Annotated in this window: 28 protein-coding genes; 23 read left to right on the top strand and 5 right to left on the bottom strand. The window is 73.1% G+C overall.

The window, feature by feature from the left end; translation table 11 throughout:
• Positions 1–125 precede the first annotated feature (125 nt).
• The 17 genes from DEI92_RS04120 (at position 126) to DEI92_RS04045 (ending at position 13,823) form a co-directional block, all read left to right on the top strand.
• Positions 126–470: a flagellar basal body protein gene (locus tag DEI92_RS04120; protein WP_111012833.1), complete on the top strand. Its 345-nt coding sequence runs from the start codon at positions 126–128 to the stop codon at positions 468–470.
• Positions 467–862, top strand: a complete 396-nt coding sequence (locus DEI92_RS04115) for a flagellar basal body rod protein FlgC (RefSeq protein ID WP_111008830.1) — start codon at positions 467–469, stop codon at positions 860–862. Before DEI92_RS04120 ends, DEI92_RS04115 begins: the two co-directional genes overlap by 4 nt.
• Complete coding sequence (gene fliE / locus DEI92_RS04110) at positions 862–1,191, top strand: flagellar hook-basal body complex protein FliE (protein WP_111012485.1); 330 nt, start codon at positions 862–864, stop codon at positions 1,189–1,191. The genes DEI92_RS04115 and fliE overlap by 1 nt, the downstream gene beginning before the upstream one ends.
• Positions 1,191–2,885 carry a flagellar basal-body MS-ring/collar protein FliF gene (gene fliF / locus DEI92_RS04105; RefSeq protein WP_111008832.1) on the top strand — a complete coding sequence of 565 codons (1,695 nt, stop codon included), beginning with the start codon at positions 1,191–1,193 and terminating at the stop codon, positions 2,883–2,885. Before fliE ends, fliF begins: the two co-directional genes overlap by 1 nt.
• Positions 2,882–3,937, top strand: a complete 1,056-nt coding sequence (gene fliG, locus DEI92_RS04100; protein ID WP_258370058.1) for a flagellar motor switch protein FliG — start codon at positions 2,882–2,884, stop codon at positions 3,935–3,937. Before fliF ends, fliG begins: the two co-directional genes overlap by 4 nt.
• Complete coding sequence (locus DEI92_RS04095; protein WP_181434638.1) at positions 3,930–4,592, top strand: FliH/SctL family protein; 663 nt, start codon at positions 3,930–3,932, stop codon at positions 4,590–4,592. The genes fliG and DEI92_RS04095 overlap by 8 nt, the downstream gene beginning before the upstream one ends.
• A gap of 2 nt (positions 4,593–4,594) precedes the next feature.
• Complete coding sequence (locus DEI92_RS04090; RefSeq protein ID WP_111012831.1) at positions 4,595–5,926, top strand: FliI/YscN family ATPase; 1,332 nt, start codon at positions 4,595–4,597, stop codon at positions 5,924–5,926.
• Positions 5,926–6,396, top strand: coding sequence for a hypothetical protein (locus tag DEI92_RS04085; RefSeq protein ID WP_111008835.1), 471 nt, complete (start codon positions 5,926–5,928; stop codon positions 6,394–6,396). The genes DEI92_RS04090 and DEI92_RS04085 overlap by 1 nt, the downstream gene beginning before the upstream one ends.
• Positions 6,393–7,325, top strand: a complete 933-nt coding sequence (locus DEI92_RS04080) for a C40 family peptidase (protein ID WP_111012483.1) — start codon at positions 6,393–6,395, stop codon at positions 7,323–7,325. Before DEI92_RS04085 ends, DEI92_RS04080 begins: the two co-directional genes overlap by 4 nt.
• On the top strand, positions 7,322–9,121 hold the full coding sequence (locus tag DEI92_RS04075; protein ID WP_111012482.1) for a flagellar hook-length control protein FliK: 1,800 nt from the start codon (positions 7,322–7,324) through the stop codon (positions 9,119–9,121). Before DEI92_RS04080 ends, DEI92_RS04075 begins: the two co-directional genes overlap by 4 nt.
• Positions 9,122–9,181: 60 nt before the next feature.
• Entirely contained in the window at positions 9,182–9,625 is a 444-nt protein-coding gene (locus DEI92_RS04070) for a flagellar hook capping FlgD N-terminal domain-containing protein (protein WP_111012481.1), read from the top strand.
• A gap of 154 nt (positions 9,626–9,779) precedes the next feature.
• Positions 9,780–10,955 (top strand): flagellar hook protein FlgE, encoded by a 1,176-nt coding sequence (locus tag DEI92_RS04065; RefSeq protein ID WP_111012480.1) that lies wholly within the window; start codon positions 9,780–9,782, stop codon positions 10,953–10,955.
• A 140-nt stretch (positions 10,956–11,095) separates the two neighbouring features.
• Complete coding sequence (locus DEI92_RS04060; RefSeq protein ID WP_111012479.1) at positions 11,096–11,626, top strand: MarR family winged helix-turn-helix transcriptional regulator; 531 nt, start codon at positions 11,096–11,098, stop codon at positions 11,624–11,626.
• A gap of 47 nt (positions 11,627–11,673) precedes the next feature.
• Positions 11,674–12,252: an RNA polymerase sigma factor gene (locus tag DEI92_RS04055; protein ID WP_258368437.1), complete on the top strand. Its 579-nt coding sequence runs from the start codon at positions 11,674–11,676 to the stop codon at positions 12,250–12,252.
• A complete protein-coding gene (locus DEI92_RS04050; protein WP_111012478.1) occupies positions 12,218–13,258 on the top strand; it encodes a CU044_5270 family protein in 1,041 nt (346 codons plus the stop codon). The genes DEI92_RS04055 and DEI92_RS04050 overlap by 35 nt, the downstream gene beginning before the upstream one ends.
• On the top strand, positions 13,255–13,383 hold the full coding sequence (locus DEI92_RS16795) for a hypothetical protein (protein ID WP_258368438.1): 129 nt from the start codon (positions 13,255–13,257) through the stop codon (positions 13,381–13,383). Before DEI92_RS04050 ends, DEI92_RS16795 begins: the two co-directional genes overlap by 4 nt.
• A 53-nt stretch (positions 13,384–13,436) precedes the next feature.
• Positions 13,437–13,823 (top strand): VOC family protein, encoded by a 387-nt coding sequence (locus DEI92_RS04045; protein ID WP_258370057.1) that lies wholly within the window; start codon positions 13,437–13,439, stop codon positions 13,821–13,823.
• Positions 13,824–13,832: 9 nt separating this feature from the next.
• Here DEI92_RS04045 and DEI92_RS04040 read toward each other — a convergent pair whose 3' ends face one another.
• From DEI92_RS04040 to DEI92_RS04020, 5 genes are all read right to left on the bottom strand, one after another.
• Positions 13,833–14,927: a Gfo/Idh/MocA family protein gene (locus DEI92_RS04040; RefSeq protein ID WP_111012477.1), complete on the bottom strand. Its 1,095-nt coding sequence runs from the start codon at positions 14,925–14,927 to the stop codon at positions 13,833–13,835.
• Positions 14,924–16,021 (bottom strand): Gfo/Idh/MocA family protein, encoded by a 1,098-nt coding sequence (locus DEI92_RS04035; protein WP_111012476.1) that lies wholly within the window; start codon positions 16,019–16,021, stop codon positions 14,924–14,926. The genes DEI92_RS04040 and DEI92_RS04035 overlap by 4 nt, the downstream gene beginning before the upstream one ends.
• Positions 16,018–17,001 (bottom strand): glycoside hydrolase, encoded by a 984-nt coding sequence (locus DEI92_RS04030; protein ID WP_111012475.1) that lies wholly within the window; start codon positions 16,999–17,001, stop codon positions 16,018–16,020. Before DEI92_RS04030 ends, DEI92_RS04035 begins: the two co-directional genes overlap by 4 nt.
• Before the next feature lie 27 nt (positions 17,002–17,028).
• The gene (locus tag DEI92_RS04025; protein ID WP_111012474.1) at positions 17,029–17,766 is read right to left on the bottom strand and encodes a sulfite exporter TauE/SafE family protein; all 738 of its coding nucleotides are present in this window, start codon (positions 17,764–17,766) and stop codon (positions 17,029–17,031) included.
• 75 nt (positions 17,767–17,841) lie between these two features.
• Complete coding sequence (locus tag DEI92_RS04020; protein ID WP_111012473.1) at positions 17,842–19,023, bottom strand: glutamate--cysteine ligase; 1,182 nt, start codon at positions 19,021–19,023, stop codon at positions 17,842–17,844.
• Positions 19,024–19,246: 223 nt separating this feature from the next.
• Here DEI92_RS04020 and DEI92_RS04015 point away from each other — a divergent pair, with 223 nt between their 5' ends.
• From DEI92_RS04015 to fliN, 6 genes are all read left to right on the top strand, one after another.
• Positions 19,247–21,025 (top strand): N-acetylglutaminylglutamine amidotransferase, encoded by a 1,779-nt coding sequence (locus tag DEI92_RS04015; protein WP_111012472.1) that lies wholly within the window; start codon positions 19,247–19,249, stop codon positions 21,023–21,025.
• Positions 21,026–21,193: 168 nt separating this feature from the next.
• The gene (locus DEI92_RS04010; RefSeq protein ID WP_111008849.1) at positions 21,194–21,490 is read left to right on the top strand and encodes a flagellar FlbD family protein; all 297 of its coding nucleotides are present in this window, start codon (positions 21,194–21,196) and stop codon (positions 21,488–21,490) included.
• Between the two features lies 1 nt (position 21,491).
• Complete coding sequence (locus DEI92_RS04005; RefSeq protein WP_111012471.1) at positions 21,492–22,316, top strand: motility protein A; 825 nt, start codon at positions 21,492–21,494, stop codon at positions 22,314–22,316.
• A 1-nt stretch (position 22,317) separates the two neighbouring features.
• Complete coding sequence (locus tag DEI92_RS04000) at positions 22,318–23,340, top strand: flagellar motor protein MotB (RefSeq protein WP_258368440.1); 1,023 nt, start codon at positions 22,318–22,320, stop codon at positions 23,338–23,340.
• Positions 23,341–23,413: 73 nt separating this feature from the next.
• Entirely contained in the window at positions 23,414–24,391 is a 978-nt protein-coding gene (locus tag DEI92_RS03995; RefSeq protein ID WP_258370056.1) for a flagellar motor switch protein FliM, read from the top strand.
• Positions 24,388–25,089 carry a flagellar motor switch protein FliN gene (gene fliN, locus DEI92_RS03990; protein WP_111008852.1) on the top strand — a complete coding sequence of 234 codons (702 nt, stop codon included), beginning with the start codon at positions 24,388–24,390 and terminating at the stop codon, positions 25,087–25,089. The genes DEI92_RS03995 and fliN overlap by 4 nt, the downstream gene beginning before the upstream one ends.
• The last annotated feature ends 6 nt before the right edge of the window (positions 25,090–25,095 follow it).

Here is a 25,095-nt window from a genome sequence, read left to right as displayed (position 1 = left end):
CGCTTACGCGGGCCGGGCGGTGCGCCGATAGCCCCTCTCGAGCACGGATCGCTCGTCCTCGGCCACGGATCGGCCTCCGCCACCGGCGACCCCTCGTGGTCGCCGTCCTCGTGGAACGGCTGGTCATGCTCGACTCCGTGTCGACCTCGGCGCTGCAGAGCGCGCTCGACGGTCTCTCGCTCCGGCAGAAGGTGATCGCGAACAACATCGCGAACATCAACACGCCGAACTACCACGCCGAGAAGGTGCAGTTCGAGGACGCGCTCGCCCAGTCCGTCGCGGACGGGAACGGCAGCACGACGCCGACCATCGCGCGGAGCCTCGAGCCGACGAACACGAACGGCAACAACGTCGACCTCGACGAGGAGACGCTGTCCAACGTCGACACGACCCTGCGGTACCAGTTCGCGTCACAGGCGATGAACGCGGAGCTCACGGCGGTCCGCGCGGCGATGCGGACCGACTCGTGACCACGTTCGACGCGATCGGCATCGCGAGCACCGGCCTCACGGTGCACCGGAAGTGGCTCGACGCGATCTCGGACAACATCGCGAACGTCAACACGGTCAAGTCCATGGACGACTCGGCGTTCCAGGCCCGGTACGTCGAGGTCCAGGAAGGCGACGGTGTCTCCGGCGCCTACGTCGAGGGCGCCGCGTTCGGCAGTGCCGCCGGCCGCGTGACCTACGACCCGGACAACCCGCTCGCGAACAAGGAGGGGTACGTCCGGATGCCGGACATCGACCTCGGGACGCAGATGGCGGACCTCATCATGGCCCAGCGCGGCTACCAGGCGAACGCCGCCGTGGTCGACCGTGCCAAGACCGCCTACGAGGCGGCACTCCAGATCGGGAAGAACTGATGCCCATCGACGCCGTCAACGGGGTCACCACGAACGCGCTCTCCGGCGTGTTCGGCACCTCGCAGGCCACCACGCCCGCCACCACCGCCGAGCCCACGACCGGCACCGACGGGTCGTTCGCCACGAGTCTCGGCAACGCGGTGGACGGCCTCCAGTCGCTCGAGAGCCAATCGAACACGCTCGCCGTCAAGGCCGTGACCGGGAACCTCGACGACATCCACGACGCGACCATCGCCGCCACCCGCGCGCAGGTGACGCTCGAACTCGTCTCCGCCGTGCGGAACAAGGGCGTCGACGCCTTCAACGAGATCATGAGGATGCAGGCCTGATGCCGCTCGCACTCCGCAACGCGTTCGCGCGTCTCGGCGCGACCCTCAAGGGCTTCAGTGTCGCGCAGCGCACCATCGCGGTCATCGGGATCGCGGCCGTCGTGCTCGGCGCGATCGCCCTGACGAGCTGGCTCTCGAAGCCCTCGTACGCGCCGCTGTTCACCGGCCTCGCCGCCACCGACGCCAGCTCGATCACCGACCAGCTGACGACGGACAACGTGCCGTACCAGCTCACCGACGGCGGGGCGACCATCCTCGTGCCCCAGGGCGACGTGTACCAGGAACGCCTCAAGGCGGCCTCGAACGGGCTGCCGTCGTCGAACGAGGGTGGGTACGCACTGCTCGACAAGATGGGCGTCACGGCGTCGGAGTTCCAGCAGAACGTCACGTACAAGCGCGCGATCGAGGGCGAGCTCGCCAAGACGATCAGCGCCATGGACGGCGTGCAGACGGCGTCCGTGCAGCTCGCGATCCCCGAGAAGAGCGTGTTCGTCTCGGAGACCAAGGACCCGACCGCGTCGGTGTTCGTCGAGCCGAAGGCCGGCCAGACGCTGAGCACCGAGCAGGTCCAGGCGATCGTGCACCTGACGAGCGCCGCCGTCGAGGGCATGCAGCCGACCGACGTCTCGGTCGTCGACGCGAAGGGCGACGTGCTCTCGGCCGTCGGCACCGGCACCACCGGCGGGTCCGACGACCAGGCGAGCGACTACGACACCCGCGTCGGCCAGCAGGTCCAGGCACTGCTCGACAAGGTGGTCGGCGCCGGCAACTCCTCGGTCGTCGTCGCGGCGACCATGGACCCGAACTCCGGGACGCGCACCACCGAGTCGTTCGCCCAGCCCACGAGCGGCCCCGTCGCGCTCAACGAGTCCAGCTCGACCGAGAGCTACGACGGCTCCGGCGCCGGCGGATCCGGAGCGACCGGTGTCCTCGGCCCGGACAACATCGCCGTGCCGAGCGGCAGTTCGACGAGCGGCACGAGTGGATCGAGTGGGTCCAGCGGCTCGGGCAACGGTTACACGAACGAGTCGTCGACCAAGGACAACGCCGTCGACAAGACGACCGAGACCACCACGATCCCGGCCGGTGCGCTCAACCGGCAGACCATCTCGGTCGCGCTCAACAGCAAGGCCGCCAAGGGCGTCAACCTGCAGAGCATCGACGACCTCGTGGCCAACGCCGCCGGTGTCGACCAGACCCGCGGCGACCAGGTGAAGGTCGCGGTCGTCGACTTCAACAACGACGCGGCCAAGCAGGCCGCCGCCGCGCTCAAGGCCGCCGACGCCCAGGCCGCCGCGACCGCGATGTGGTCCACCATCCGCACCGCGGCCATCGTGGGCGGTGTCGTGCTCGCGATCGTCGCCGTGCTCGTCATGATGGCCCGCCGGGGTCGGCGCGCCGAACGCGAGGACGTCGACCTCGGCGAGCTCGACGCGTTCTCCGACGCGTACGAGCTGCCGATCGCGCTCGACGGTGCGGACCCGCGTGCGTCGCTCGCCGCGGCGGACGCACCGACCATCGCGCTGCCGACGCTCGGTGAGGCGCCCACCGGAGACGCCCCGACCGAGGTGCTCTCGAGCGAGGACGTCACGGCGGAGCGCCGGCGGGCGGACATCGCCGCCCTCGCCGAGCGTGATCCCGAGAAGACCGCCGACCTGCTCCGCGGGCTGCTCGACGACAGGACCTCGGTGTGAGCACGCCGCTGACGACCCCGAGCAGCGGGGCCCCGACGGCCGGGACGCAACAGCTCACCGGCGCGCAGAAGGTCGCGGTCATCCTCATGCAGATGGACACGGCCAGCGCCGCGAAGGTCATGAAGCAGTTCTCGGAGCTCGAAGCCGAGGAGATCACGGCCGAGATCGTCCGGATGCGCCGCGTCGACCAGACGGTGGCGGACCGCGCGATCGCCGAGTTCCACCGCATCAGCACGACCGGCCGGGTCACCCGCCGCGGGGGCAAGGACGCCGCGCTCGGACTGCTCGAGGCGTCGTTCGGCTCCGAGCGGGCCGCGGGTGTCATGGAACGCCTGGCGTCCACGATGGCCGGGGCGTCGTTCGAGTTCCTCGACGAGGCCGAGCCCGGGCAGGTCGTCACGCTACTCGACGGCGAGCTGCCGCAGACGATCGCGCTCGTGCTCGCGCACCTCAGCGCCGGGCAGGCGTCCGCGGTGCTCGCCGGCATCGACGAGGCCGCGCGGACCGACGTCGCGCAGGCGTTCGCGACCATGGGCACGGCGACCCCGGAGGCCGTCGGGATCGTCGCCGCGACGCTCCGCGGTCGCGCCGGCGCCGTCGTCGCTCCCCGCGAGAGCGTCGAGGTCGTCGGCGGCATCGCGCCCCTCGTCGAGATCATCAACCGGTCGGACGTGTCGACCGAGCGGGCCCTGCTCGACAGCCTCGAGTCGCGCGACCCGGAGCTCGCCGAGGACATCCGGTCGCGCATGCTCACGTTCGCCGACATCGTCAAGCTCGAGGCGCGGGACATCCAGCAGGTGCTCCGCGGCATCGACTCGAAGGTGCTCGCGACGGCGATGAAGGGCGCGCAGCAGGCGGTCGTCGAGACCATCCGCGCGAACGTGTCCGAGCGCAACCGTGACCTGCTCGACGACGAGGTGCAGTCGATGGGGCCGGTCCGCATGTCGCAGGTCGAGGAAGCACGTGCCGAGGTGGTCCGTTCCGTCCGCGAGCTCGAGGCCCAGGGCGTCATCACGGTGCACCGCGCCGAGGAGGACGACTTCGTTGAGTGACGTCGACACGAGCGCTGCCACGTTCACCCGGATCGCCTATCCCTCGATCGCGGCCCCGGCCGAGGAGCGTCGGAAGGCGCAGGCCGACGTGCGCGGTCACGCCGCGGGCTACGCGGCGGGCCTGCGCGCCGCCGAGGCCGAGGCGTCGGTGCGGCGGGCTGAGCTCGAGGCCGAGCACGTGGCCCGCACCGCAGCGCTCGAGGCGCGGACGGCCGCCGCCGTGGCCGCGCTCGAGACCGCGACGCGCGCGCTCGTGGCACGCGTGGTCCCGGTGCTGCACGAGGCCGAGGAGACCGTGGTCACCACCGCCGTGGAGCTCGCCGAAGCCGTCGTCGGACACGAGATCCGGGCCTCCCGGGCGATGCCCACCGACGGCCGGGAGGCGCAGCACCCGTCCGGCGCGCTCGCGACCGTCCGACGCGTGCTCGCGTCCCTCGACACCGACGTCGCGCTGGCGGTGCGCCTCAGCCCGGCGGACGCCGCCGCCGTCGCAGGGGCCGCTCTGCCGGTCCCCATTGTCGCGGACCCGGCATTGCGCGACGGCGACGCCGTGGTCGACCTGCCCTCCGGGATCCTCGACGCGCGCATCACCACGGCGTTCGCCCGCGTGCGTGCCGCGCTCGACCTCGCGCCGGACGACGGGACCGCCTCGTGAGCGTGCGAACGCCGCCGCGGATCCGTCCGGCGGCCCTCGACCGCGCCGTCGCGGCGGCACGTCCGCAGCGGGTCGGCGTCGTCACGAGCGCCGTCGGACTCGGACTCACGATCGCGGGGCTCGACTGCGCGATCGGCGAGGTCGTCGCCGTCGGCCGGGACGGCGAACCACCGGTCGCCGTCGAGGTCGTGGCCACCGACGCGAGCGGCATCCGCTGCATGCCGCTCGGCCGACTCACCGGGGTGACCGCGGGCACCCCGGCACGGCCGACCGGGCGTCCCGTGCTCGTGCCCACCGGTACCGGTCTGTTCGGGCGTGTGCTCGACGGGCTCGGGCGGCCGATCGACGGTGCCGGGCCGCTCGACGCCGACGACCTGGTGCCCCTCGACCACGACACGCCCTCCGCCATGCACCGCGCACGGATCGCGACCCCGCTCCAGCTCGGTGTCCGCGTGCTCGACACCCTCACCACCGTCGGCCGAGGGCAGCGCCTGGGGCTGTTCGCCGGCTCGGGTGTCGGCAAGTCGTCCCTGCTGTCGATGATCGCGCGGGGGAGCGACGCGGCCGTGAGCGTCATCGCCCTCGTCGGTGAACGCGGTCGCGAGGTCCGGGAGTTCCTCGAGGACGACCTCGGGCCAGCCGGGCTCGCGCGTTCGGTCGTCGTCGTCGCCACGTCCGACGAGCCGGCGCTCATGCGGCTCCGGGCGGCGTTCCTGGCGACCCGCATCGCCGAGTCGTTCCGCGACGCCGGACAGGACGTCGTCCTCATGATGGACTCGCTCACCCGCGTCGCGATGGCGCAGCGCGAGATCGGCCTGTCCGTGGGCGAGCCGCCCGCGACCCGCGGGTACCCGCCGTCGACCTTCTTGCTCCTCGCAGGACTGCTCGAGCGTGCCGGAACGGACCGCGTCGGCAGCGTCACCGGCCTGTACACGGTGCTCGTCGACGGCGACGACCACAACGAGCCGATCGCCGACGCGGCGCGGAGCATCCTCGACGGGCACGTCGTGCTCGACCGGCGCCTGGCGGTCACGGGACACTTCCCGTCCGTCGACCCCCTCGGGTCGGTGTCCCGCGTCGCCGGCAAGGTGACGCCGGCGGACCGCCGCGCCCTCGCCACCACGCTCCGATCGGTCATGGCTGCGCGGAAGGCCGCGCAGGACCTGCTCGACGTCGGGGCGTACCAGCGGGGGAGCAACCCCCTCGTCGACGCCGCGGTGGACCACCAGGGCGCGATCGACGCGTTCCTCCGGCAGGGCATGGACGAGCGCGCCGAGGCCGAGGACTCCTGGCGCCGGCTCGCCGCCCTCGTCGCGCGGTTCGGGGGCGTCTGATGCCCCGCCGCTTCGCCCTCGCCGGACTGCTCCGCCTCCGGCACGCGCAACAGGACCAGGCCGCCGCCGAGCTGGCTGCCGCCAACGAGCGGCTCCGCGACGCCGCCGACGCACGGATGGCCGCCCGCCGCACGCTCGACGACCCGCAGGCCGAGGTCACCGACGCCGCGGTGCTCAGCGCGGTCGCCGCCGCCCGCGCCGCGACCCGCGGGATGCTCGAGGAGCTCGCGGGGGTCGAGGCCACCCGCCGTGCCGCCGCCGACCGGGCCCGCAGCGCCCACCACGACGCACGCCGTGCCGCGATCGGACTCGAGAAGCTCGAGCAACGGCACGCCGAGCGCGTCGCCGAGGAGGACCTGCGCGCCGAACAGCTCGTCCTCGACGAGATCGCCGCCCGCACGGCACGACCCACGCCGCCGGAGACCGAGCGTCCCGCGGCCCCCACCGACCCCACCGGAGGTGCCCGATGACCGTCGACGCGGTGTTCGCCCGGATCCAGGAGATCCAGTCCCAGATTGCCACCCTGCGCGGCGGTGTCGACGCGAGCGCGACCGCCACGAGTTCCACCGATGCCTCGACCGCGTTCGCGGACGCCCTGAGCGCCGCGAGCGACCCGACGACGGCGACCGGCGCCAGTGCCACCGCTGCTCCGGCCACCACCGACGCTGCCGCGCCGACGTCGACGGATGCCGAGGCCGGCACGCTGGCGACGGGGTCCGGGGCCACGGGAACCGAGGTCGTGGCGGACGCGGAGAAATACCTCGGCGTGCCGTACGTGTTCGGTGGCACCACCCGGTCCGGTATGGACTGCTCGGGACTCGTCCAGACGGTGTTCAAGGACCTCGGCGTCCACATGCCCCGCGTCGTGCCGGACCAGGCGAAGATGGGCGTCGCCGTGCCCTCGCTGGCCCAGGCGCAGCCCGGGGACCTCATCATCCCGAAGGGCGAGGGCCACGTCGTCATCTACGTCGGCAACGGGAAGGTGCTCCACGCGCCGCACCCCGGCAAGGACGTCCGCATCGTCGACAACTGGCTGAAGGACAGCGACATCGCGACGATCCGACGCATCGTGCCGTCGACCGCCACGTCCTCGCCCCCGGCCGCGGCCGCCTCCGCCTCCGCCTCCGACGCCTCCGCGTTGGCGTCCGCCCGGTCCCTCCTGGCGTCGCTGTCGTCCGCGACGGGAGCGGGCTCGAGCGCGTCGTCGCTCGACGCGCTGGCGTCGCTCGGGGGGCTGTCCTCACTCGGCGGCCTGTCCTCACTGTCCTCGCTGTCCTCGCTGTCCTCGCTCGGGGGCCTGTCGTCGCTCTCGTCGCTCGGCGGCACCGCGGGGACCTCGTCGGCCGACCTCCAGACAGCGGCGCTCATGTCGCTGCTCGGCGGCGGGAGCATCGCATGACCGTGCTCGCCACGCCCGCGGCACCGCCGCCCGCGGCGCCACGGTCCGGTACGGGACGTCCGACCTCGCCCACCGGCTCCGGGGACTTCGACGCGACCCTGGCCTCCGTCGCCACCGACAGCGATCGGGACGGCCGGTCCGACGACCGGCTGGACCAGGAGGCCGGCGTCCGACCCGATCACCGGCCCGCTCCATCGACCGGGAGGCCCGGGAGCCGCCACGAGGACCGCGCCGCACGACCACGGGGTCGCCACGACGGCGCCGACCGCCATGCGGAACGAGCCCGGTCGGCATCGACGCCCGCGAACGGGACGGACGCGGGCGACCAGTCCGGCGCCGACGTCAGGGACGGGCTCGTGGACGTCGCCGGTGCCGCGGCGCTCGCGAGCCTGGCTGCTGCCGTCACCGGGGCGTCCTCGACGGCCGCCGGTGCGCCCTCGGCCGTGGCCGACACCGGAACCACGTCCGGCTCGGTCGTCGCTGTCCCGACGGGCGCGGGTGCTGCGCTCGACGTCCCCGGTGCCACGACCGCCACGGCCACCACCGTCGCCGGGGGCGCCGCGCCGACGGGTGTCGGTCTCGGCGCGGACACGACCACCGGCCGCCGCGCGGCGCTCGGGTCCGGTGCCTCCGGCTCGACACCCGCCGTGCCGGCGACGCTCACCCCGATGGGGGGACTGCCCGGACTCGCCGCCGCCCCGGTGCCCGACGGCGTTCCCGGGAACACCGCGGCCGACGCGACGTCCGACCCGAGCGCGACCGCAGGCGTCCCCGGCACGCTCGCCGGAGGCACCACGGCCCCGGGTGGCGCCTCCGTCACGTCGACGTCGCCGGTCGGAGTCGACACCTTCGGCCGCAGCCGGCTCGGCCGGAGTGCCACCGGCACCGGCGCCGGCACCGGCGCCTCCCGGTCCGGCTCCGTCGAGACCAGGACCTCCGAAGCCATCACCGACGGGGTCGGCATCGCCGGGCGCGCCACCGACGCCTCGAGCACCGGAGCGAGCGTCACCGGACCCGCCACGACCGGCACCGCGACGAGCGGCACCGCGACGAGCGACACCGCGACGAGCGGACCCCTGCCGAGCGCGGCGGCGGCCAGCGGGGCGATCACCGTCCGGCCGTCGACGGCGACCGAGCGACCGGCGGTCCGCATGGCGTCCGCGGACGCCGCACCGTCCCTCCCGACCCGCACCGCGGGACCGGCTCCGGCCGGTCCGGCGCGCACGACGACCGGACCCGCGGCCGTCGACCAGCGCGCGTCGGACGCGGCCCCGTCCCTCCCGTTCGCCGTACCCGCGGTGGCCCCGGGAGCCGGACCGGCCGGTCCCGCGGTGTCGGCGACCGCCGCAGCGCCGTCGCCGACCCCCGCGCCGTTGGCGCAGCAGCTCGCGCGACCGCTGTTCACGCTCGCGGCAGCACCACACGGCGAGCACGTCGTGACCGTCACGGTGAGCCCGGAGACGCTCGGATCGGTGACCGTCCGCGCGCACGTGTCCGCCGACGGGATGCGCGTCGAGCTGTTCGCCGCGTCGGACGCGGGCCGGGACGCGGTGCGGTCGATCATGCCCGAGCTCCGACGTGACCTCGGGCAGACCGGGGTGGCGACGACACTCGACCTCTCGGGGCAGAACCAGCCGTCGGACACGGGCGGCGGCGACCGGCGACCCTCGACCGCCCCGACGCCCGGCCCGGGCGGTCCGGTCCGGGCCGCCGGCGCCACGGCGGCGTCCGCTGACACCGCTGCGGCCGCCGGACGGACGGCCACCCCGACCACCGGGCTCGACGTCCTCGCCTGACGGCGCTGACGAGACCCGAACGACGACCGATAGTCACCGAGAACGAACGAAGGACCGCACATGGCACTCGACGGCATCACCGGCACCGTGGACACGGCCGCCCAGGCATCAGCGCTCGCGGCGAACCCGACGACGACCTCGTCGACGATGGACTCGCAGATGTTCCTCAAGCTGCTCGTCACGCAGCTGCAGAACCAGGACCCATCGAGTCCGATGGACACGAACGCCATGATCAGCCAGCAGACGCAGATGGCGATGATGGAGCAGATGACGAACCAGACGTCGACCGCGAACGAGAACTTCTCGCTCCAGATGCGGATCGCCGCCGCCAACCTCGTCGGCAAGCAGGTCTCCTACACCGACCCGACGACCGGCACCGACGTGACCGGCACCGCCACCGCCGTCTCGTACGCCGGGAGCGTCCCGCAGGTGACCGTCAACGGGAAGGAGGTCGCTCTGGACAGCGTCTCCGGGGTCACGACCACGACCAGCAGCGGATCCTGACGGCCCTGCACATCCCCGGGCCCTGCCCGCACGACCACCCCGGCCAGGACGGCCGGTCGGACCACCACCGCACAGCACGGACGCGCCGCGGAGACCACCACTTCCGTCACCGACGGCGAGCCAGCCGGCCCGTCGCCCTCCGAAAGGACGCACCATGCTCCGCTCGCTGTACTCCGGGATCTCCGGACTCCGCTCCCACCAGGAGATGCTCGACGTCACGGGCAACAACATCGCCAACGTCAACACGGCCGGCTTCAAGTCGTCGACGACCGTGTTCCAGGACACCCTGTCGCAGATGACCCAGGGTGCGGGCTCCCCGCAGTCCGGCCTCGGCGGCACGAACCCGGCCCAGATCGGCCTCGGCGTGCAGGTCGCCGGCGTCTCGACGAACTTCGCGCAGGGCTCGGCCGAGGCGACCGGCAAGGCCACCGACCTCATGATCTCCGGCGACGGGTTCTTCGTCACGCGTCAGGGGAACGACACCGTCTACACGCGGGCCGGCTCGTTCGACTTCGACGCCCAGGGCCGCCTGACCACCCCGGACGGCAAGATCGTCCAGGGCTACTCGGCCACCAACGGCGTCGTCGACGACGGCGGCCAACTGACCGACATCACCCTGCCGCTCACCGCTGCCGCGCCGGCCGCCGCCACGACCTCGGCGACGGTCGACGGCAACCTGCCGTCCGACACCGCCGTCGGGCAGACGATCACCCGCGACAGCGACGTGTACGACGCGTACGGCACCAAGCACACCATGTCGCTCGCCTACACGAAGACCGCGGCAGGCTGGAACGTCACCGGCACCGACGGCGAGGGCAATGCCGCCTCCGGCACGATCACGTTCGGCGCGGACGGCAAGATCACGAGCGGCGGCACGCTGAAGGTCGGTGGCATCACCGCCGACATGACGCAGCTCACGGGGTTCGCGACGCTCTCGACCGCCTCCATCAGCAGCCAGAACGGCCACGAGGCCGGGACACTGAAGGGCTTCTCCATCTCGCAGGACGGCACCCTCGTCGGACAGTTCTCGAACGGGTCCACGCTGGCCGTCGGTCGGATCGCCCTGGCGTCGTTCGCCAACCCGGGCGGCCTCGAGAAGGTCGGCGCGTCGGGCTACCGCGCGTCGGCGAACTCCGGCGCCCCGCAGGTCGGGATTCCCGGCTCGGGCGCGCTCGGTTCCCTCGCGTCGGGCACCCTCGAGATGTCGAACGTCGACCTGTCGCAGGAGTTCACGAACCTCATCGTCGCGCAGCGTGGGTTCCAGGCGAACGCCCGCATCATCACGACGTCCGACTCCGTGCTCGAGGAGCTGACGAACCTCAAGCGCTGACGAGCACGCCGCGCGGCCGGGAGGCCCGGCGGACGTCCGGTTCACCGGTCACGTCCGCCGGGCCTCCCGGCATGTGCGCGGTCACCGGCGCGCCGCTGCCCCTCGGGTGCTGGGAATTCGAAGCACCGTACGATGGACGGATGCCCGCCGACGAAGCCCGACCCCTGCTCGACCCCGTCGAACTCGACGCGTACTTCGCGCTCATCGAGGTGAGCAGTCTGCTGCGCCACACGGTCGAGCAGCAGCTGCGTGAGGCCGGCGACCTCAGCTACGTGCAGTTCCAGCTCCTCGCCACGCTGGGCGACGCTCCGGACGGCAGCCGCCGGATGACCGAACTCGCCGACGGCGTCGTCTACAGCCGGAGCGGCCTCACCTACCAGGTGGGGCTGCTCGAGCGGGCCGGGCTCGTCGCCCGGAGCACCTCGGCCGAGGACGAGCGCGGCGTCACCGTGACGGTCACCGACGCGGGTCGCGCCGTGCTCGCCCGCGTGTTCCCGGGCCACGTCGCGGTCCTCCGCGAGCTGTTCCTCGAGCCGCTCGGCCACGACGACGTCGCGGCGTTGTCCCGGGTGCTCACCCTCGTCCGCGACCACATGCGCACCATCCCGCCCCGTTCCGCCAGGCCGCGGCGCACCCGTGCCGCACGGCGCGACACGCCGAGCGGCGACTGACCGGAACGGATCGTGAACCCGATCGCCCGGTCCGTGCAATACCTGGTGTGAGCACCGACAGCGACATCATCCGGCGGACCCTGGAACGGCCCGCCGAGTTCGCGCAGCTGTACGACCGGCACGCCCCGGCGATCCACCGGTTCGCAGCGCGCCGCGCGGGACCCGACGTGGCCGAGGACCTGGTGTCCGAGACCTTCACCGTCGCGTTCGAGCGCCGGACCGCGTACGACCTCGACCGCGCGGACGCCCTGCCCTGGCTGTACGGCATCGTCACGACGCTGCTGAAACGGCACCGTCGGATCGAGGCGCGGCTCTGGGCGAGCGCCCGGGCCGACCCGACCGCGCTCGTCACCGAGCACGACCACGAGGCGCTCGAGGCCGAACTCGCGGTCCGCCGACTGCGCTCCGCGATCCAGCGGATGCCCGCCCGCGACCGCGACGTGCTGCTGCTCTACGCCTGGGCCGACCTCGACTACGAGGGCGTCGCCCTGGCGCTGGACGTTCCCGTCGGGACCGTCCGCTCACGACTCAACCGAGCACGCCGCACGCTGCGTGCCGCTGCAGGCCGCGACGCGGCTCAGGAGGTGGAACATGGACGAGTTGACACTGCTCCGGTCCGTTCGTGACGACGTGGAACCGGTCCAGCCGGAGACGTTGGCACGCGGCCGGGAGGCACTGCTCGCGCACATCGAGCAGGGCACGCCCACACGGGGTCCGGTCCGACGTGGATCCGGTCGGCGCGGCCGCCGTGCCGGGTGGATCGGCGCCGGTTCCGTCGTCGCCGCGGGCGTCGCGGCGGCCCTCGTCGTCGGGAACGTGATCGGCGTGGCCGGCACCGGACCGCACGGGAGCGCCGCGCCGGCAGCGGCGGAGGTCCTCACCCACGCCGCCGCCTCGACGACCGCCACGACGGACCCGGTCGTGCACCCCGGCCAGTACCTCGAGGTCGCGACGCGGGCCGTCTACGCATCCGGGTTCGAGGACGACCACGGCTCCGGCACCTACCTGTCGTCCCAGGACGGCCAGTTGTACGTCCCCGCCGACACGGCCGGTGACTGGGTCTGGGTCCGCGACCCGGAGCGGGTGGTGCAGACGTTCGGGCCCGACTCCGAGCGCGCCGCGCGCGTGTCCGACAAGGCGAAGGGGGAGTACCTGCGCGCAGCCGGTGGTGGGTTCTACGGGAGCCCGGCCGTGGTGTCGCCGTCGGACCTCGCGGCCCTTCCACGGGACCCCGCCGCGCTGCTCCGGCACGCTTACGACGCCACGAAGGGCCAGGACGACCCGGACCTCGCCGCGTTCGGGTGGATCGCCGACACGCTCCGCAGTGGACTCGCACCGGCGGACCTCCGCGCAGCCCTGTACAAGGCGGCCGCGGGCATCCCCGGGGTCGTCCTGACCGACCGCCAGGCCAACCTCGAGGGGCGGACCGGCGTCGCGATCGGCTACGCACAGGGCAACGGCGACCAGCAGGAGCTCATCATCGATCCGTCCACCGGCCTGCTCATCGGCGAACGCGAGGTCGTCACGGGCGGGGCAGCTGCCTCCTGGAAGGTGCCCGACGGCACCCCCATCGGCTGGACCGCGGTGACCACGAGCGTCGTCGACGCCGCACCGGCCGGGAGCGCCCGGTGAGCGCCGCACCGCAGGTCGAGACCGTCGGCGTGGACACCGTGCCGCTCCTGGTGATCCCGACGCCGAGGACCCGCTGGGTCGACGTCACCTGGGCACTCGAGCGCGAGGCCGCGAACGGACGATGACGGCCCGCGCCGGGGAGCGGCACCGCCCGACCACCGGGCGTACGCTCCCCGGCATGACCGCCGCCGACCCCGCGATGCCGACCCTCGTCGCCACCGTCCTCGACTCGCCGCGCCCCCTGGAGCTCGCCCGCTTCTCCGGCGCCCTGACGGGTTGGACGGTGTTCGAGGACGACGACAGCTGGGCCCGGGTCCGTCCTGACGACGGCCCGGGCCTCTCGGTGCAGCTCGAGCCCGAGTACGTCCCGCCGACCTGGCCCGGCCGAGCGGACGCGCCCGGCATGCAACTCCACCTCGACTTCCTGGTCGAGGACCTGCCGGCCGCGGTCGCGCGAGCCGAGGGGCTCGGCGCACGGCAAGCAGCGTGGCAGCCGACCGAGGACGTCCGGGTGATGCTCGACCCGGACGGCCACCCGTTCTGTCTGTTCCTGCCGGGGGCTTGAGCGCTCCCGTCACCGTCGGACCGGCTCCGTCCCTCCGGACCGTGCGGCTCGGCGGATGGCATCCACCACGTCGAGGTTCGCGACGATGTCGTCGCCGCGCCCGTACGCCGTGCTCGGATCGGGGACGCCGGCACGGACACGACGGACGAAGGCGTCGAGCTGGTGGTCGAAGCTCGTGCCGCCGGCGACCGTCGTCATCGTCGGAGCGCCGTGTCGGGGGATGACACGGAGGCTGTTTCCGTGGTGCGGCACGATCGGTCCCGTCACCGTCACCTCGGCCTCCGCGAGTTGGAGCGTGAGGGACACCGGATCGTCCTGGTCGAACGAGCAGTGGATGCTGGCGGTGGTGCCCGTGGGGAAGCGCAGCGTCGCGATCGTGTCCGAGTCCGCGCCGCTCGGGTTCCGCCGCTGACGGGCGGTCACCTCGCTCGGCTCCGCGTCGAACAGGAGTCGCGACCAGTGCACGGCGTACACGCCGTTGTGGAGGAGGGCGCCGCCTCCGAGCGCGGCGACGTGCAGGATCGACTGCGGATCGTACGGGCGGGTGCCGTTGACAGATGAGCTGATCGACGAGACCGGCCCGTACCGGCCGTCCCCGACCAGCGTCCGGAGCGCGTCGAACAGCGGGTGGAAGCGGTAGTGGAACCCCTCCATGACGAGCCGCCCCGAGTCCGCCGCGACGGCGACGATCGCGCGACCCTCGGCGCCGCTCACACCGATCGGTTTCTCGCACAACACGTGTTTGCCCGCGCGGAGCGCCGCGATCGTCCACCGTGCGTGTTCGGCCGCGGCGTTCGCGATGTACACCGCGTCGACGTCGGCGTCGGCGAGGACGTCCTCGTAGTGCTCCGACGCGCGCGGGATGTCCCACGTCCGCGCGTACTCCGCGGCTGCCCCGGGGCGACGCGCCGCGACCCGCGCGACGCGCACGTCCGGACGACGTGCGGCAGGCTCGACCAACCCGGATGGACCGATCGTCGACGCCCCGATCATCCCGAACGTCAATGGCATGCTCGCTCCCTCGTGGCTCATCTCGGTGTTCGTGTTCGTGTTCGTGTTCGTGTTCGTGTTCGTGTTCGCTCCGCGCGACGCGCGGACGCTCACCAGGTGTCGGGACGCGCTCCCAGCGGGACGGGCTCCGGTCGCTCGACGCGCGACGCGATCTCGACGACGCGGTGCTCGGCGGCGGCACGGGTGATCGACTCCATCACGTCGAGCACGTGGAACGCGAGTGCGCCGGAGGCCCGGTGCGGCCGGCCGGTGGCGATCGCGTGGGCCATGTCCGCGAGGCCGTGACCGCGGCCCGCGTCGGCGTACCCGCCGGCGACCGGGAGCTCCCGCCACGCGTCGCTCCCGGCGACGAACACCGACACGGGGTCCGAGAAGTGGTTGGGGTCGGGCACACCCAGCGTGCCCGCGGTGCCGTACACCTCGAACAGGGGTGCGCGGGTCGCCCAGACCTCGAACGACATCGTGACGGTCGAGACGCTGCCGTCGACGTGCTCGAGGATCGCGACGACGTGGGTGTCGACCGACACGTCGATGCCCGTCCCGGCCGCCGGGCCCGTACCGATCGTGCGCCGGCGGTCCGATCGCGTCGCACTCGCGCTCACCCGGGCGACGGGGCCGAGGAAGGTCACGAGGCTCGACAGGGAGTAGGGACCCATGTCGAAGAGCGGACCCCCGCCCGGCTGGTAGTAGAACCCCGGCGCGGGGTGCCACAGCTCGTGCCCGGGCGCGCTCCAAGCGACGGCGGCACCGACGGGTGTGCCGATGAGCCCGTCGTCGATCGCGGCCCGTGCGGTCTGGATGCCGGTACCGAGCACGGTGTCCGGGGCGCTGCCCACCCGGACGTCCGCGCGCGCGGCGGCCTCGAGCACCGGGGCGGCCTCGGCGGTCGAGAGCGCGAGCGGCTTCTCGCCGTACACGTGCTTGCCGGCCGCGACGGCGCGTGTGGCCACGGACGCGTGCGCGGCGGGGATCGTCAGGTTGAGCACCACGTCGACGTCGGGCGAGGTCAGGAGGTCGTCGACCGCGAGTGCCTGCACGCCCGCAGCGGCGGCGACGGCAGCCGCACGGTCCTCCAGGACGTCCGCGACGGCGGTGAGCCGGAGTCCGGGCAGGGACGGCAGGTCGGCGAGGTACTGGGCGCTGATGGTGCCCACGCCGACCAGGCCGACGCGCATCGGGGCGGTCATCGCGCGGCATCCCCGTGGAACTCGACGCGCGGAGTCGCACCGTCGAACGACACCCGTGTCGCGCCGATCCGCCACGTGTGCCCGTCGTCCGCGTTCGCCTGGAAGAACAGGACCCCTGCGTCGGGGCCGTCGGCGAGGAACCCGGGATGTCCGGACTCGCTGTGGTTCCAGGCGCCGACCGGACCCGCCGGGATCAGCGGCTCGTCGGCACCCCGCGTCCACGTCCGCGCGTCCGTGCTCGTCGCCCAGCCGATCTGCTGCGGGCAGTTGTTGTACGCGCCGGCGTAGAACATCGTGAACGTCGTGCCGTCCCAGCGCAGCGCCGGCGCTTCGATGCACTCCTGCTCCCACGGCAGTTCCGGTGCCAGCGCCGGACCGTCGACCGACAGCTGCTCCCAGTCCGCCCTGCCGAACGCGCTGTCGAGGGGCGCGCGAGCGGTGCCGAGCATCTGGATCCGCATCTCCGGGTCGCGCGTGACCCAGGCGAGCACGAGGTGCTCGTCGGTCGCCACGAGGTCGGCGTCGATCGCACGTCCGCACGTCCAGTCGCCCGACGGCGCGAAGACCGGGTTCTCGGGGTTCGGCGTGAAGGCGATGCCGTCGTCGCTCACGGCGTGGCAGATCGCGTCCTCGCGACCACGGCCGTAGGTCTGGAAGAACAGGTGCACGCGTCCGTCGAGCACGACCGCACCGGGGGCGGCGGCGCCCGTCGCGTCGTAGTCGCCGAACGGCGGCAGGACGGCGACGGTGCACCAGGACACGAGGTCGTCGCTCTCGGCCACGGCGACCGACCAGCCCTCGGCGACGTCGTCGGACCCGGACGGCAAGGAGCAGTAGAGCAGGTAGCGGCCGCCGAACCGGATCACCGACGGGTCCTTCGCGTACGGGCGGCCCCGCCGCGAGGTGTCACCCCACGGTGCGCCCACCAGTCGAGGGGTGCCGGGGAGGTCGATGGACCCGAGTGCGTCGTCAGCGGTCATGCCCCGAGCCTGCTCCCGATCCGCTCGTCATGCCGCGACGAGCAGGTACCCGGCGAGCACGAACCCACACACCGCGATGGCGACACGGAGGACGGTCTGCGGGACACGCCGTGCGACGTTCGGACCGATCAGCCCGCCGATGAGCGCGCCGAGGCCGAGGGGCCACACCGCCGCCCACGTGACCGTCCCGGAGAGGGCGAACAGCACGGCGGGCACGATGTCACCAGCGAGGAGCAACACGTTCTTCAGCGCGTTCGCACGGTGCAGGACGGGTTCGCCGTCGAGCAGCAGCACGGCGATCATGAGGACGCCGGAGCCCGCCCCGAAGTACCCGTTGTAGAGCGAGACGCCGGCGACGCTCGCCGCGGCGACCGGGCGCGCCATCGTCGTCGCCGTCCGTCGGCGGTCGATCCACGGTTGCGCGAGCAGCAGGGCGGACCCCGCGGCGACGAGGAACGGGACGATGCGGTCGAACACGTGCGACGGCGTCGCGAGCAGCAGGGCCGCGCCCGCGGTCGACACGACGACCGTGACCGGCAGCCACCGCCGGACGGTCGGCGCGTGCCCGACCAGGTCGCCCCGCGCGCGGAGGGCCGATCCCGCCCCGCTGCCGAGCAGGGCCACGGAGCTCGTCACGTTCGCGGCGAGGGGCGGGATGCCCACGGCGAGCAGGGCCGGGTACGCCACGAGCGACGTGATGCCGCCCGCGGTGCCGATGACGCCCGCGGCGACGCCGGCCACGAACAGGAACACCGCGGTCGTCACCGTTGGATCCTGGCACGTCGCGGAGCCCGGCCGACGGGTCCGCGCCGTGGCTCGGCGGGTTCCCGCTGCCGGTCGTCAGGCGGTCGCGGTCCTCGGCCGGGAGGCCCGGTGCGGGGTTCCGGACGGGTCCGGCTCCTCGAGGTGGATCGTCCCGGAGCGGTTGCGTCCCTGCGTCTGGAGCACCGCGCTCCGCACCATCGCGCCGAGGTCGCCCGTCCGCGCGTACTCGGCCCGCTGCCGTTCGGCCCCGGTGCCGTGCGCGAGGACCTCGGCGATGCCCCGCTCGACGAACTGCTCGTCACCGTTCGCGCGGAGTGCCGGGCCGAGGCGCTCGAGGAGCATCCCGATGACGGTGCGCGCGTCCGCCGCACGGCCGGTGACCGGGTCGACGAGTTCGCCCTCCAGTCCCTCGAGTGCCGCACGCCAGTTCGCCAGTCGGACCGCGCAGGCGGGTGCGTCCGGGGCGGGCACGCCGTTGCGCCAGTCCGCCGCGGCGGTGTCGACCATCGCCCGCACGATGCCCGCGGTCATCGCCGTCACCGCCGGGTCCAGGGGCACGTCGGCGACGCGCACCTCCACCGTCGGGAACGACCGCGACAGCCGAGCGTCGAGGTAGAGCATGCCCGCGTCGAGCAGCGCGCCGGTGCCGAGCATCGCCTGCTCCACGGCGTTGTACCGGGCGACGGACCCGAAGCGCTCCATCGGCCCGGCCGACGGCCACCGCGTCCACTCGATGCTCCGGTAGCTCGCGTGCCCGGTGTCCTCGCCGTCGTGGAACGGGGAGTTCGCGGTGAGGGCGATGAGGACCGGTGTCCAGGTGCGGATCCGGTCCAGCACGGCGACGCCCTCGTCCTCGGACTCGATGCCGACGTGCACGTGCAGTCCGCAGGACAGGCTCCGACGGGGCAGGGCTCCGTAGCGGTCGAGCATCGTCCGGTACCGCGGTGTGTCCCGGGCGTGCGGTCGCGTCGGGAGCGGCGCGCTCGCGAGTGCGGCGACCCGGGCACCCTCGAGCGCCGCGATCGCGTCGACCGTGCCGCGGTTCGCCAGCACCTCCTGCTCGAGCGCGGACAGCCGGTTGTGGACCGACGACACGGTCTCGAGCATCTCGAGCTGCATCTCGCCCGTCAGGGATCCGTCGGCACGTGACCCCTGCAGCCGGGTCCGCCAGCCGAGGACCTCGTCGGCGAGGGGCACCGGCTCGCCGGTCTCGCCGTCGACCAACAGCAGTTCTTCCTCCACACCCATCGTTCGCATGGGACAACTGTGTGCGGATGCGGCCGGGAGGATTCACGGGGTTGCCAGGAGCAGCACACGGCGGTACGCGGGCGCGCGGACCGTGCGCGCGGACTTGCGAGCGCACCCGCGGTTCGCGCACCGCCGGTCCGGGCGGGACCACCTGGATCGACGCTCGGGTGTCACCGGGTTCGGTGGGCGCGGTCGGCCTGCGGAACCCTCGCACCGGCGTGGAGGCACGAGCATGTGTGGTGTGGCAGGCGAGGTCACGTTCGACGGAGAACGGGCCGACACGGACGTCGTCCGCCGCATGGCGGCGACGATGCGCGACCGGGGCCCGGACGGCGAGGGGAGCTGGTCGTGCGGGTGGGCGGCGCTCGGGCACCGACGGCTCAGCGTCATCGACCTCTCGGACGCTGGGGGCCAGCCGATGCAGTCGGCCGACGCCCGGGTGACGATCGTGTTCAACGGCTGCGTGTACAACCACCGGGAGCTCCGCCACGAGCTCGAACCGGGCCGCCCCTTCGGCACCACGAGCGACACCGAGGTGGTGCTCGCCGCGTACGAACGCTGGGGCGCACGGTTCGTCGACCACCTCGTCGGGATGTTCGCGGTCGTGGTCGTCGACGAACGGCGGCGGGAGGTCGTCCTGGCTCGTGACCGCCTCGGCGTGAAGCCCCTCTACCTGGCGACCGTCGGCGGTCGGCTGCGGTTCGCGTCGACGCTGCCGGCACTCCTGGCGGGTGGGGGCGTCGACACGGAGCTCGACCCGGTCGGGCTCCATCACTACCTGAGCTGGCACTCGATCGTTCCGGGGTCGCGCACCGTGCTGCGGGGGGTCCGGAAGCTCCCGCCGGCCACCGTGCGGGTCATCGACGAGCGCGGCGGGACACAGGACCGCGAGTACTGGGCGCCGACGTACGAACGCGACGCGGGACGGGCGTGCTGGACGGCCCGCGACTGGGAGGACGCCGTCGAGGACGCCCTCCGCACCGCGGTCCGACGCCGCCTGGTGGCCGACGTCCCGGTCGGCGTGCTGCTGTCCGGTGGACTCGACTCGAGCCTCCTCGTCGCCCTGCTCGCCGAGGAGTCCGCCGACCCCGTCGGCACGTACAGCATCGGGTTCGAGGACGCCGCGGGGGAGTCCGGGGACGAGTTCCGGTGGTCCGACGTCGTCGCGGAGCGGTTCGGCACCGAGCACACCCGCATCCTGGTCCCGACGACCGATCTGCCGACGGCGGTGGACGAGGCCGTCGACGCCATGACCGAGCCCATGGCCACCCAGGACGTCGCGGCGTTCTTCCTGCTGTCACGGGCGGTCTCGGAGGACCGGAAGGTCGTGCAGTCCGGGCAGGGTGCCGACGAGGTGTTCGCCGGCTACCGATACCACCGGCGTGCTGGTCGGGTGTCGCGGGACGGGGCGCTCGACGCCTTCGCGGGCGCCTTCTCCGAGAGTGCCTCCGGCGTTCGCGCGCTCGTGGAACCCGGCCGGCTGCCGGCCGGTGACGTGAGCCGTGACACCATCGCCGCGCACCTCGCGGCCCCGGGTGCCGAGACCGCGCTCGACGCCGTCCTCCGGCTCGACACGCACCTGCTCATGCCCGACGACCCGGTCAAGCGCGTCGACAGCATGACGATGGCCTCCGGTCTGGAGGCTCGGGTCCCGTTCCTGGACCAGGACCTCGTCACCCTCGCGGCGGCGTGCCCGCCCGCGCTGAAGATCGCCGACGACGGCAAGGGCCTGCTCAAGGCACTCGGTCGGCGGCTCCTGCCGCAGGAGGTCGTCGACCGGCCGAAGGGGTACTTCCCGGTCCCCGCGCTCCGGCACCTCGACGGCGCGTTGGCCGGGGTCGCGCGCGACGCCCTGCTCGCGCCGGAGGCCCGGCAGCGCGGGCTGCTGCGCCAGGACGTCGTGCAGGCCGTCATCGACCGGCCTGACGCGTTCCGCACGCGCGTCGGCGGCGCACTCTGCTGGCAGCTCGCGGTGCTCGAGCTGTGGTTGCAGCGGCACGGGATCCGGTGAGCGGCCGCCGAACCGGCCCGGTCCCCCCCGGGCACGAGACCGCCGACGGCGCGGGGCACCGGGCTAACGGCGGCGACGCCACGGCCGATAGTCGTGCCTGTACCGCTCAGGACGAGCGGGACACCCGCCCCACGGACGGCGGCGGGAGCACACGACCTAGGACGGGCCATGATCGTCGTCACGCGACTCAACGACAGCAGATTCGCTGTCAACCCGGATCTCGTGGAACGCATCCAGGAGAGCCCGGACACCACCCTCATCATGGTGGACGGCGCGAAGTACATCGTGCAGGAGTCGATGGCCGAGGTCATCGACATGATCGCCGCGTACCGCGCCCGGATCATCGCGATCGCCTCCGGCGTGGCCGACGACACGGCCTCGAGCGTGAACACGACGGGCCCGCAGCCGGTCCTCGCGCCGGTGTCCGACATCGCCGCACCGCGCACGTCCGAGGGGCGGCGCTGACGTGGACCTCGCGACGATCATCGGCGTCCTGCTCGCGTTCGGGGCGCTCTTCGGCATGGTGTCGATGGAGCACGTCGAGATCTCCGGACTCATCATCCCCGCCCCGATGGTGCTCGTGTTCGGCGCGACGCTCGCCTGTGGCCTCGCCGGAACCACGCTCAAGGACGCCATCGCGAACCTCAAGGCGATCCCGACCGCGTTCACCGGCAAGGTCGTGCCCCCGGCATCGGTGATCGAGGACGTCGTCGGTCTGGCTGAGACGGCGCGGACGAACGGCCTGCTGTCGCTCGAGCAGGAGGCCGACAAGCACGACGACCCGTTCCTCAAGAAGGCGCTCCAGAACATCGCGGACGGCACCGACGGCGAGGAGCTCCGGATCCTCCTCGAGGACGAGATCGAGTCGAACGCGTCGACCCTGCGGAACGCGAGCAAGTTCTTCATGGGACTCGGCGGCTACGCCCCGACGGTCGGCATCATCGGCACCGTCGTCAGCCTGACCCACGTGCTCGCGAACCTGTCGAAGCCGGACGAGCTCGGGCCGCTCATCGCGTCGGCGTTCGTGGCGACGCTCTGGGGCCTGCTCAGTGCGAACTTCCTGTGGCTGCCGATCGGCGGCAAGCTCAAGAAGCTCGCCGACCTCGAGGTGGCTCGACAGACGCTGCTCATGGAGGGCCTCCTGGCCGTGCAGGCGGGCAGTCAGCCGCGCCTGCTCGGCGAGCGGCTCCGCGCCATGGTGCCGCCGTCGGCCCGCGGTGACGCGGCTCCGGCCAAGGGCGCCAAGAGCAAGGGCAAGGGCGCCGCCGACGACGAAGCGCTGGCGGCCTGACGTGGCTGGCAGAGGGCGCGGGCGCCGCGGTCACGGCGGCGGCGGACACGACGACGACGACCACCCGGACGAGCGCTGGATGGCGTCGTACATGGACATGATCACCGTGCTCATGTGCATGTTCCTGGTCCTGTTCGCCATGTCGCAGGTCGACCAGCAGAAGTTCATCGCGCTCAAGGACTCGCTCGCGACCGGCTTCGGCCAGGTGCAGAAGCAGAAGGTCGACACGGCGTCCGGCACGGTCGTCAAGCCCGACGAGGTGACGAAGAAGGACGGCAAGGGCTACGCGCTGTCGAAGTCCGACGCGGAGCACTCGAGTGCGGCGAGCGGCACGGCGAACAGCAACGCGGACGGCACGAGCGCCGACCCGAGCGCGGTCGCGGTCCCCGCGGCGGCCCCGACGCCGAACACCGCCGTGGCGAAGGCGAGCAAGGCGGACGTCGAGGCGGCGAAGAAGGAGCTCGACGACCTGAAGGCGATCGAGGCCGCGATCAAGAAGAACCTGACGGCCGAGGGCAAGACCGCGAACGTGCAGTTCGACCTCGACGCCCGCGGGCTGACGGTCCGGCTGGTCGGGAGCGAGACGTACTTCGCCACCAACAGCGCGGACCTGTCGGACGAGGCCCGGGCGGTCATGGACGCGATCGCCCCGGTCCTCAAGAGCAGCGGCCACGACATCAGCGTCGAGGGTCACGCCGACCAGCGGAACTCGACCGCGCCCTACGCCACGAACTGGGAGCTGTCCGCGGCCCGCGCGACCGGCGTGCTCCGGGATCTCGTCGAGCGCGGAGGCCTGCCGGCCGACCACGTGCAGAGCGTCGGGTTCGGGTCGAGCCGGCCGCTGTCCAAGGGGTCGACCGACGCCGACCTCGCGCTGAACCGTCGCGTCGACATCGTCGTGCTGTCGAACCAGGACCAGGACGTCAGCGCGCTCATGCCGGCCATCGCGGCTGCGCAGGACGCGGCGCATCGGGGCGAGACGGCGGGGACCACGGCGCCGACGACCGCGGAGGGCGATGGGTAGCGGCGACGGGACCCCCGCCCAGTCCGGGGGACAGCGCTAACGACGGATCACCGCGGGACCGATAGTGCCCGTCGTGACCGACCTCCTCGCCCAGCGCGCCGTGGCGTCCCCGCGCGACGACCACGGTGGGGACCAGCGTGCGCACGACGACGCCCAGGTCGAGGTGGTGGACTTCCGTCGACCGACGACCCTCGCCCGTGAGCAGTCCCGCGTGCTCGAGCTCGCGTTCGAGACGTTCGCGCGGCAGTGGGGCACCCAGTTGACCGCGAAGGTCCGGGTGCTCTCCCAGGTCACCTGCGAGCAGGTGCAGGTGCTGACGTACGACGAGTACGCCGCGTCGCTCCCGCCGCTCACCGCGATGGTGCTGCTGACGATCGAGGGCGCCAGCGCCAAGGGCGTCCTGCAGTTCCCGCTCACCTCGGTGCTCACGTGGGTCAGTCACATGCTCGGAGCGGCCCGACCGCTGCCGGCCCCCGAGCGCACCTTCACCCCGATCGAGCAGGCGCTCGTGCGCAAACTCGTCGAGGACGCGCTCGACGACCTCCGCTACTCGCTCGGAACGCTCCTCGTGCAGCCGATCGGGGTCGGCTCGTTCCAGTGGAACAGCCAGTTCGCGCAGGCGGCCACGAAGAGCGACCTCATGCTCGTCGCGTCGTTCGACATCCGCGTGGGGGAGCGTATCGCGCCGGCCACCCTGGCGATCCCGCTCGAGGTCGTCCTGCCGCAGCTCGGCGAGTCGAACCCGACGGTGACGACGGCCGATCCGCGCGAACTCCTCGACGCGCAGATCGCGAACGTGCCGGTCGGGGTCTCGCTGCAGCTCGCCCCGGCGGTCGTGCGTCCGGCCGTCGTCCTCGGCCTCGCGGTCGGCGACGTCGTGCCGCTCCCGCACCCGCAGCACCGTCCGCTGACCCTGACGGTCGACGGCGAACCGATCGGCACGGCGGCCGTCGGCGCCAACGGCTCACGTCTCGCCGGCGTCGTCGTCGCCACCACGCCCGCCGCCGCCGGCGCCCACGCACGCACTCCGAACACCGAAAGGGCGTCATGACCGCCACCATCACCCTGCAGACCTCGGTCGCCGAGGCGCTCGTCGGTCAGCTCCCGACCCCCACGCCCCTGCGCGCCACCCCGCTCACGCCGGGAGCGGCGAGCGGTGCCGCCGGGCAGGCGGGCGGTGCGGTCGTCGCGTCGTTCGTCGGTGCCCTGTCGGCGGACCTCGCGCTCGTGCTCCTCGACCTCGACGGCATGACGGCCGCCGGCGGCGTCGACGCGCCGCTCGTCTCGGTGACGGACGTCGTCCGGCCGGCGCTCGAGGCGGCGGCCGGCATGCTCGGCGTGGGCGTGCTCGGCGAGGCCGTGCGCGCGTCCGCCGCGTCGCTCCTGCTCGACCCCCAGACCACCGTGTTCGAGCTGAGCGCCGCGGGCGTCCCGGCGGGGTGGTTCGCCATCCGCATCCGCGAGGACGCACCCGCGGCCGCGGCCGTCGCCTCGTCGATCAGCGGCAACCTCGGCCGGATCAACAACGTCGAGATGGCGCTCACCGTCGAGATCGGTCGCACCCGCATGGCCGTCCGTGACGTCCTGGGCCTCGAGCCCGGGGCCGTCGTGGAACTCGACCGATCCGCCGGCGCACCGGCCGACGTGCTGCTCAACGGCCGCCTCATCGCGCACGGCGAGGTGGTCGTCGTCGACCAGGACTACGCCGTCCGCATCACGAAGATCCTCGACGTCGCCGAGGGGATCTGACCCTCC

Source organism: Curtobacterium sp. MCBD17_034, from assembly GCF_003234515.1.
In the GTDB taxonomy this organism is placed as follows: Bacteria; Actinomycetota; Actinomycetes; order Actinomycetales; family Microbacteriaceae; genus Curtobacterium.
The sequence above is the reverse complement of the archived record's forward strand: the minus strand, read 5'-3'. Positions and strand labels throughout refer to the sequence as shown.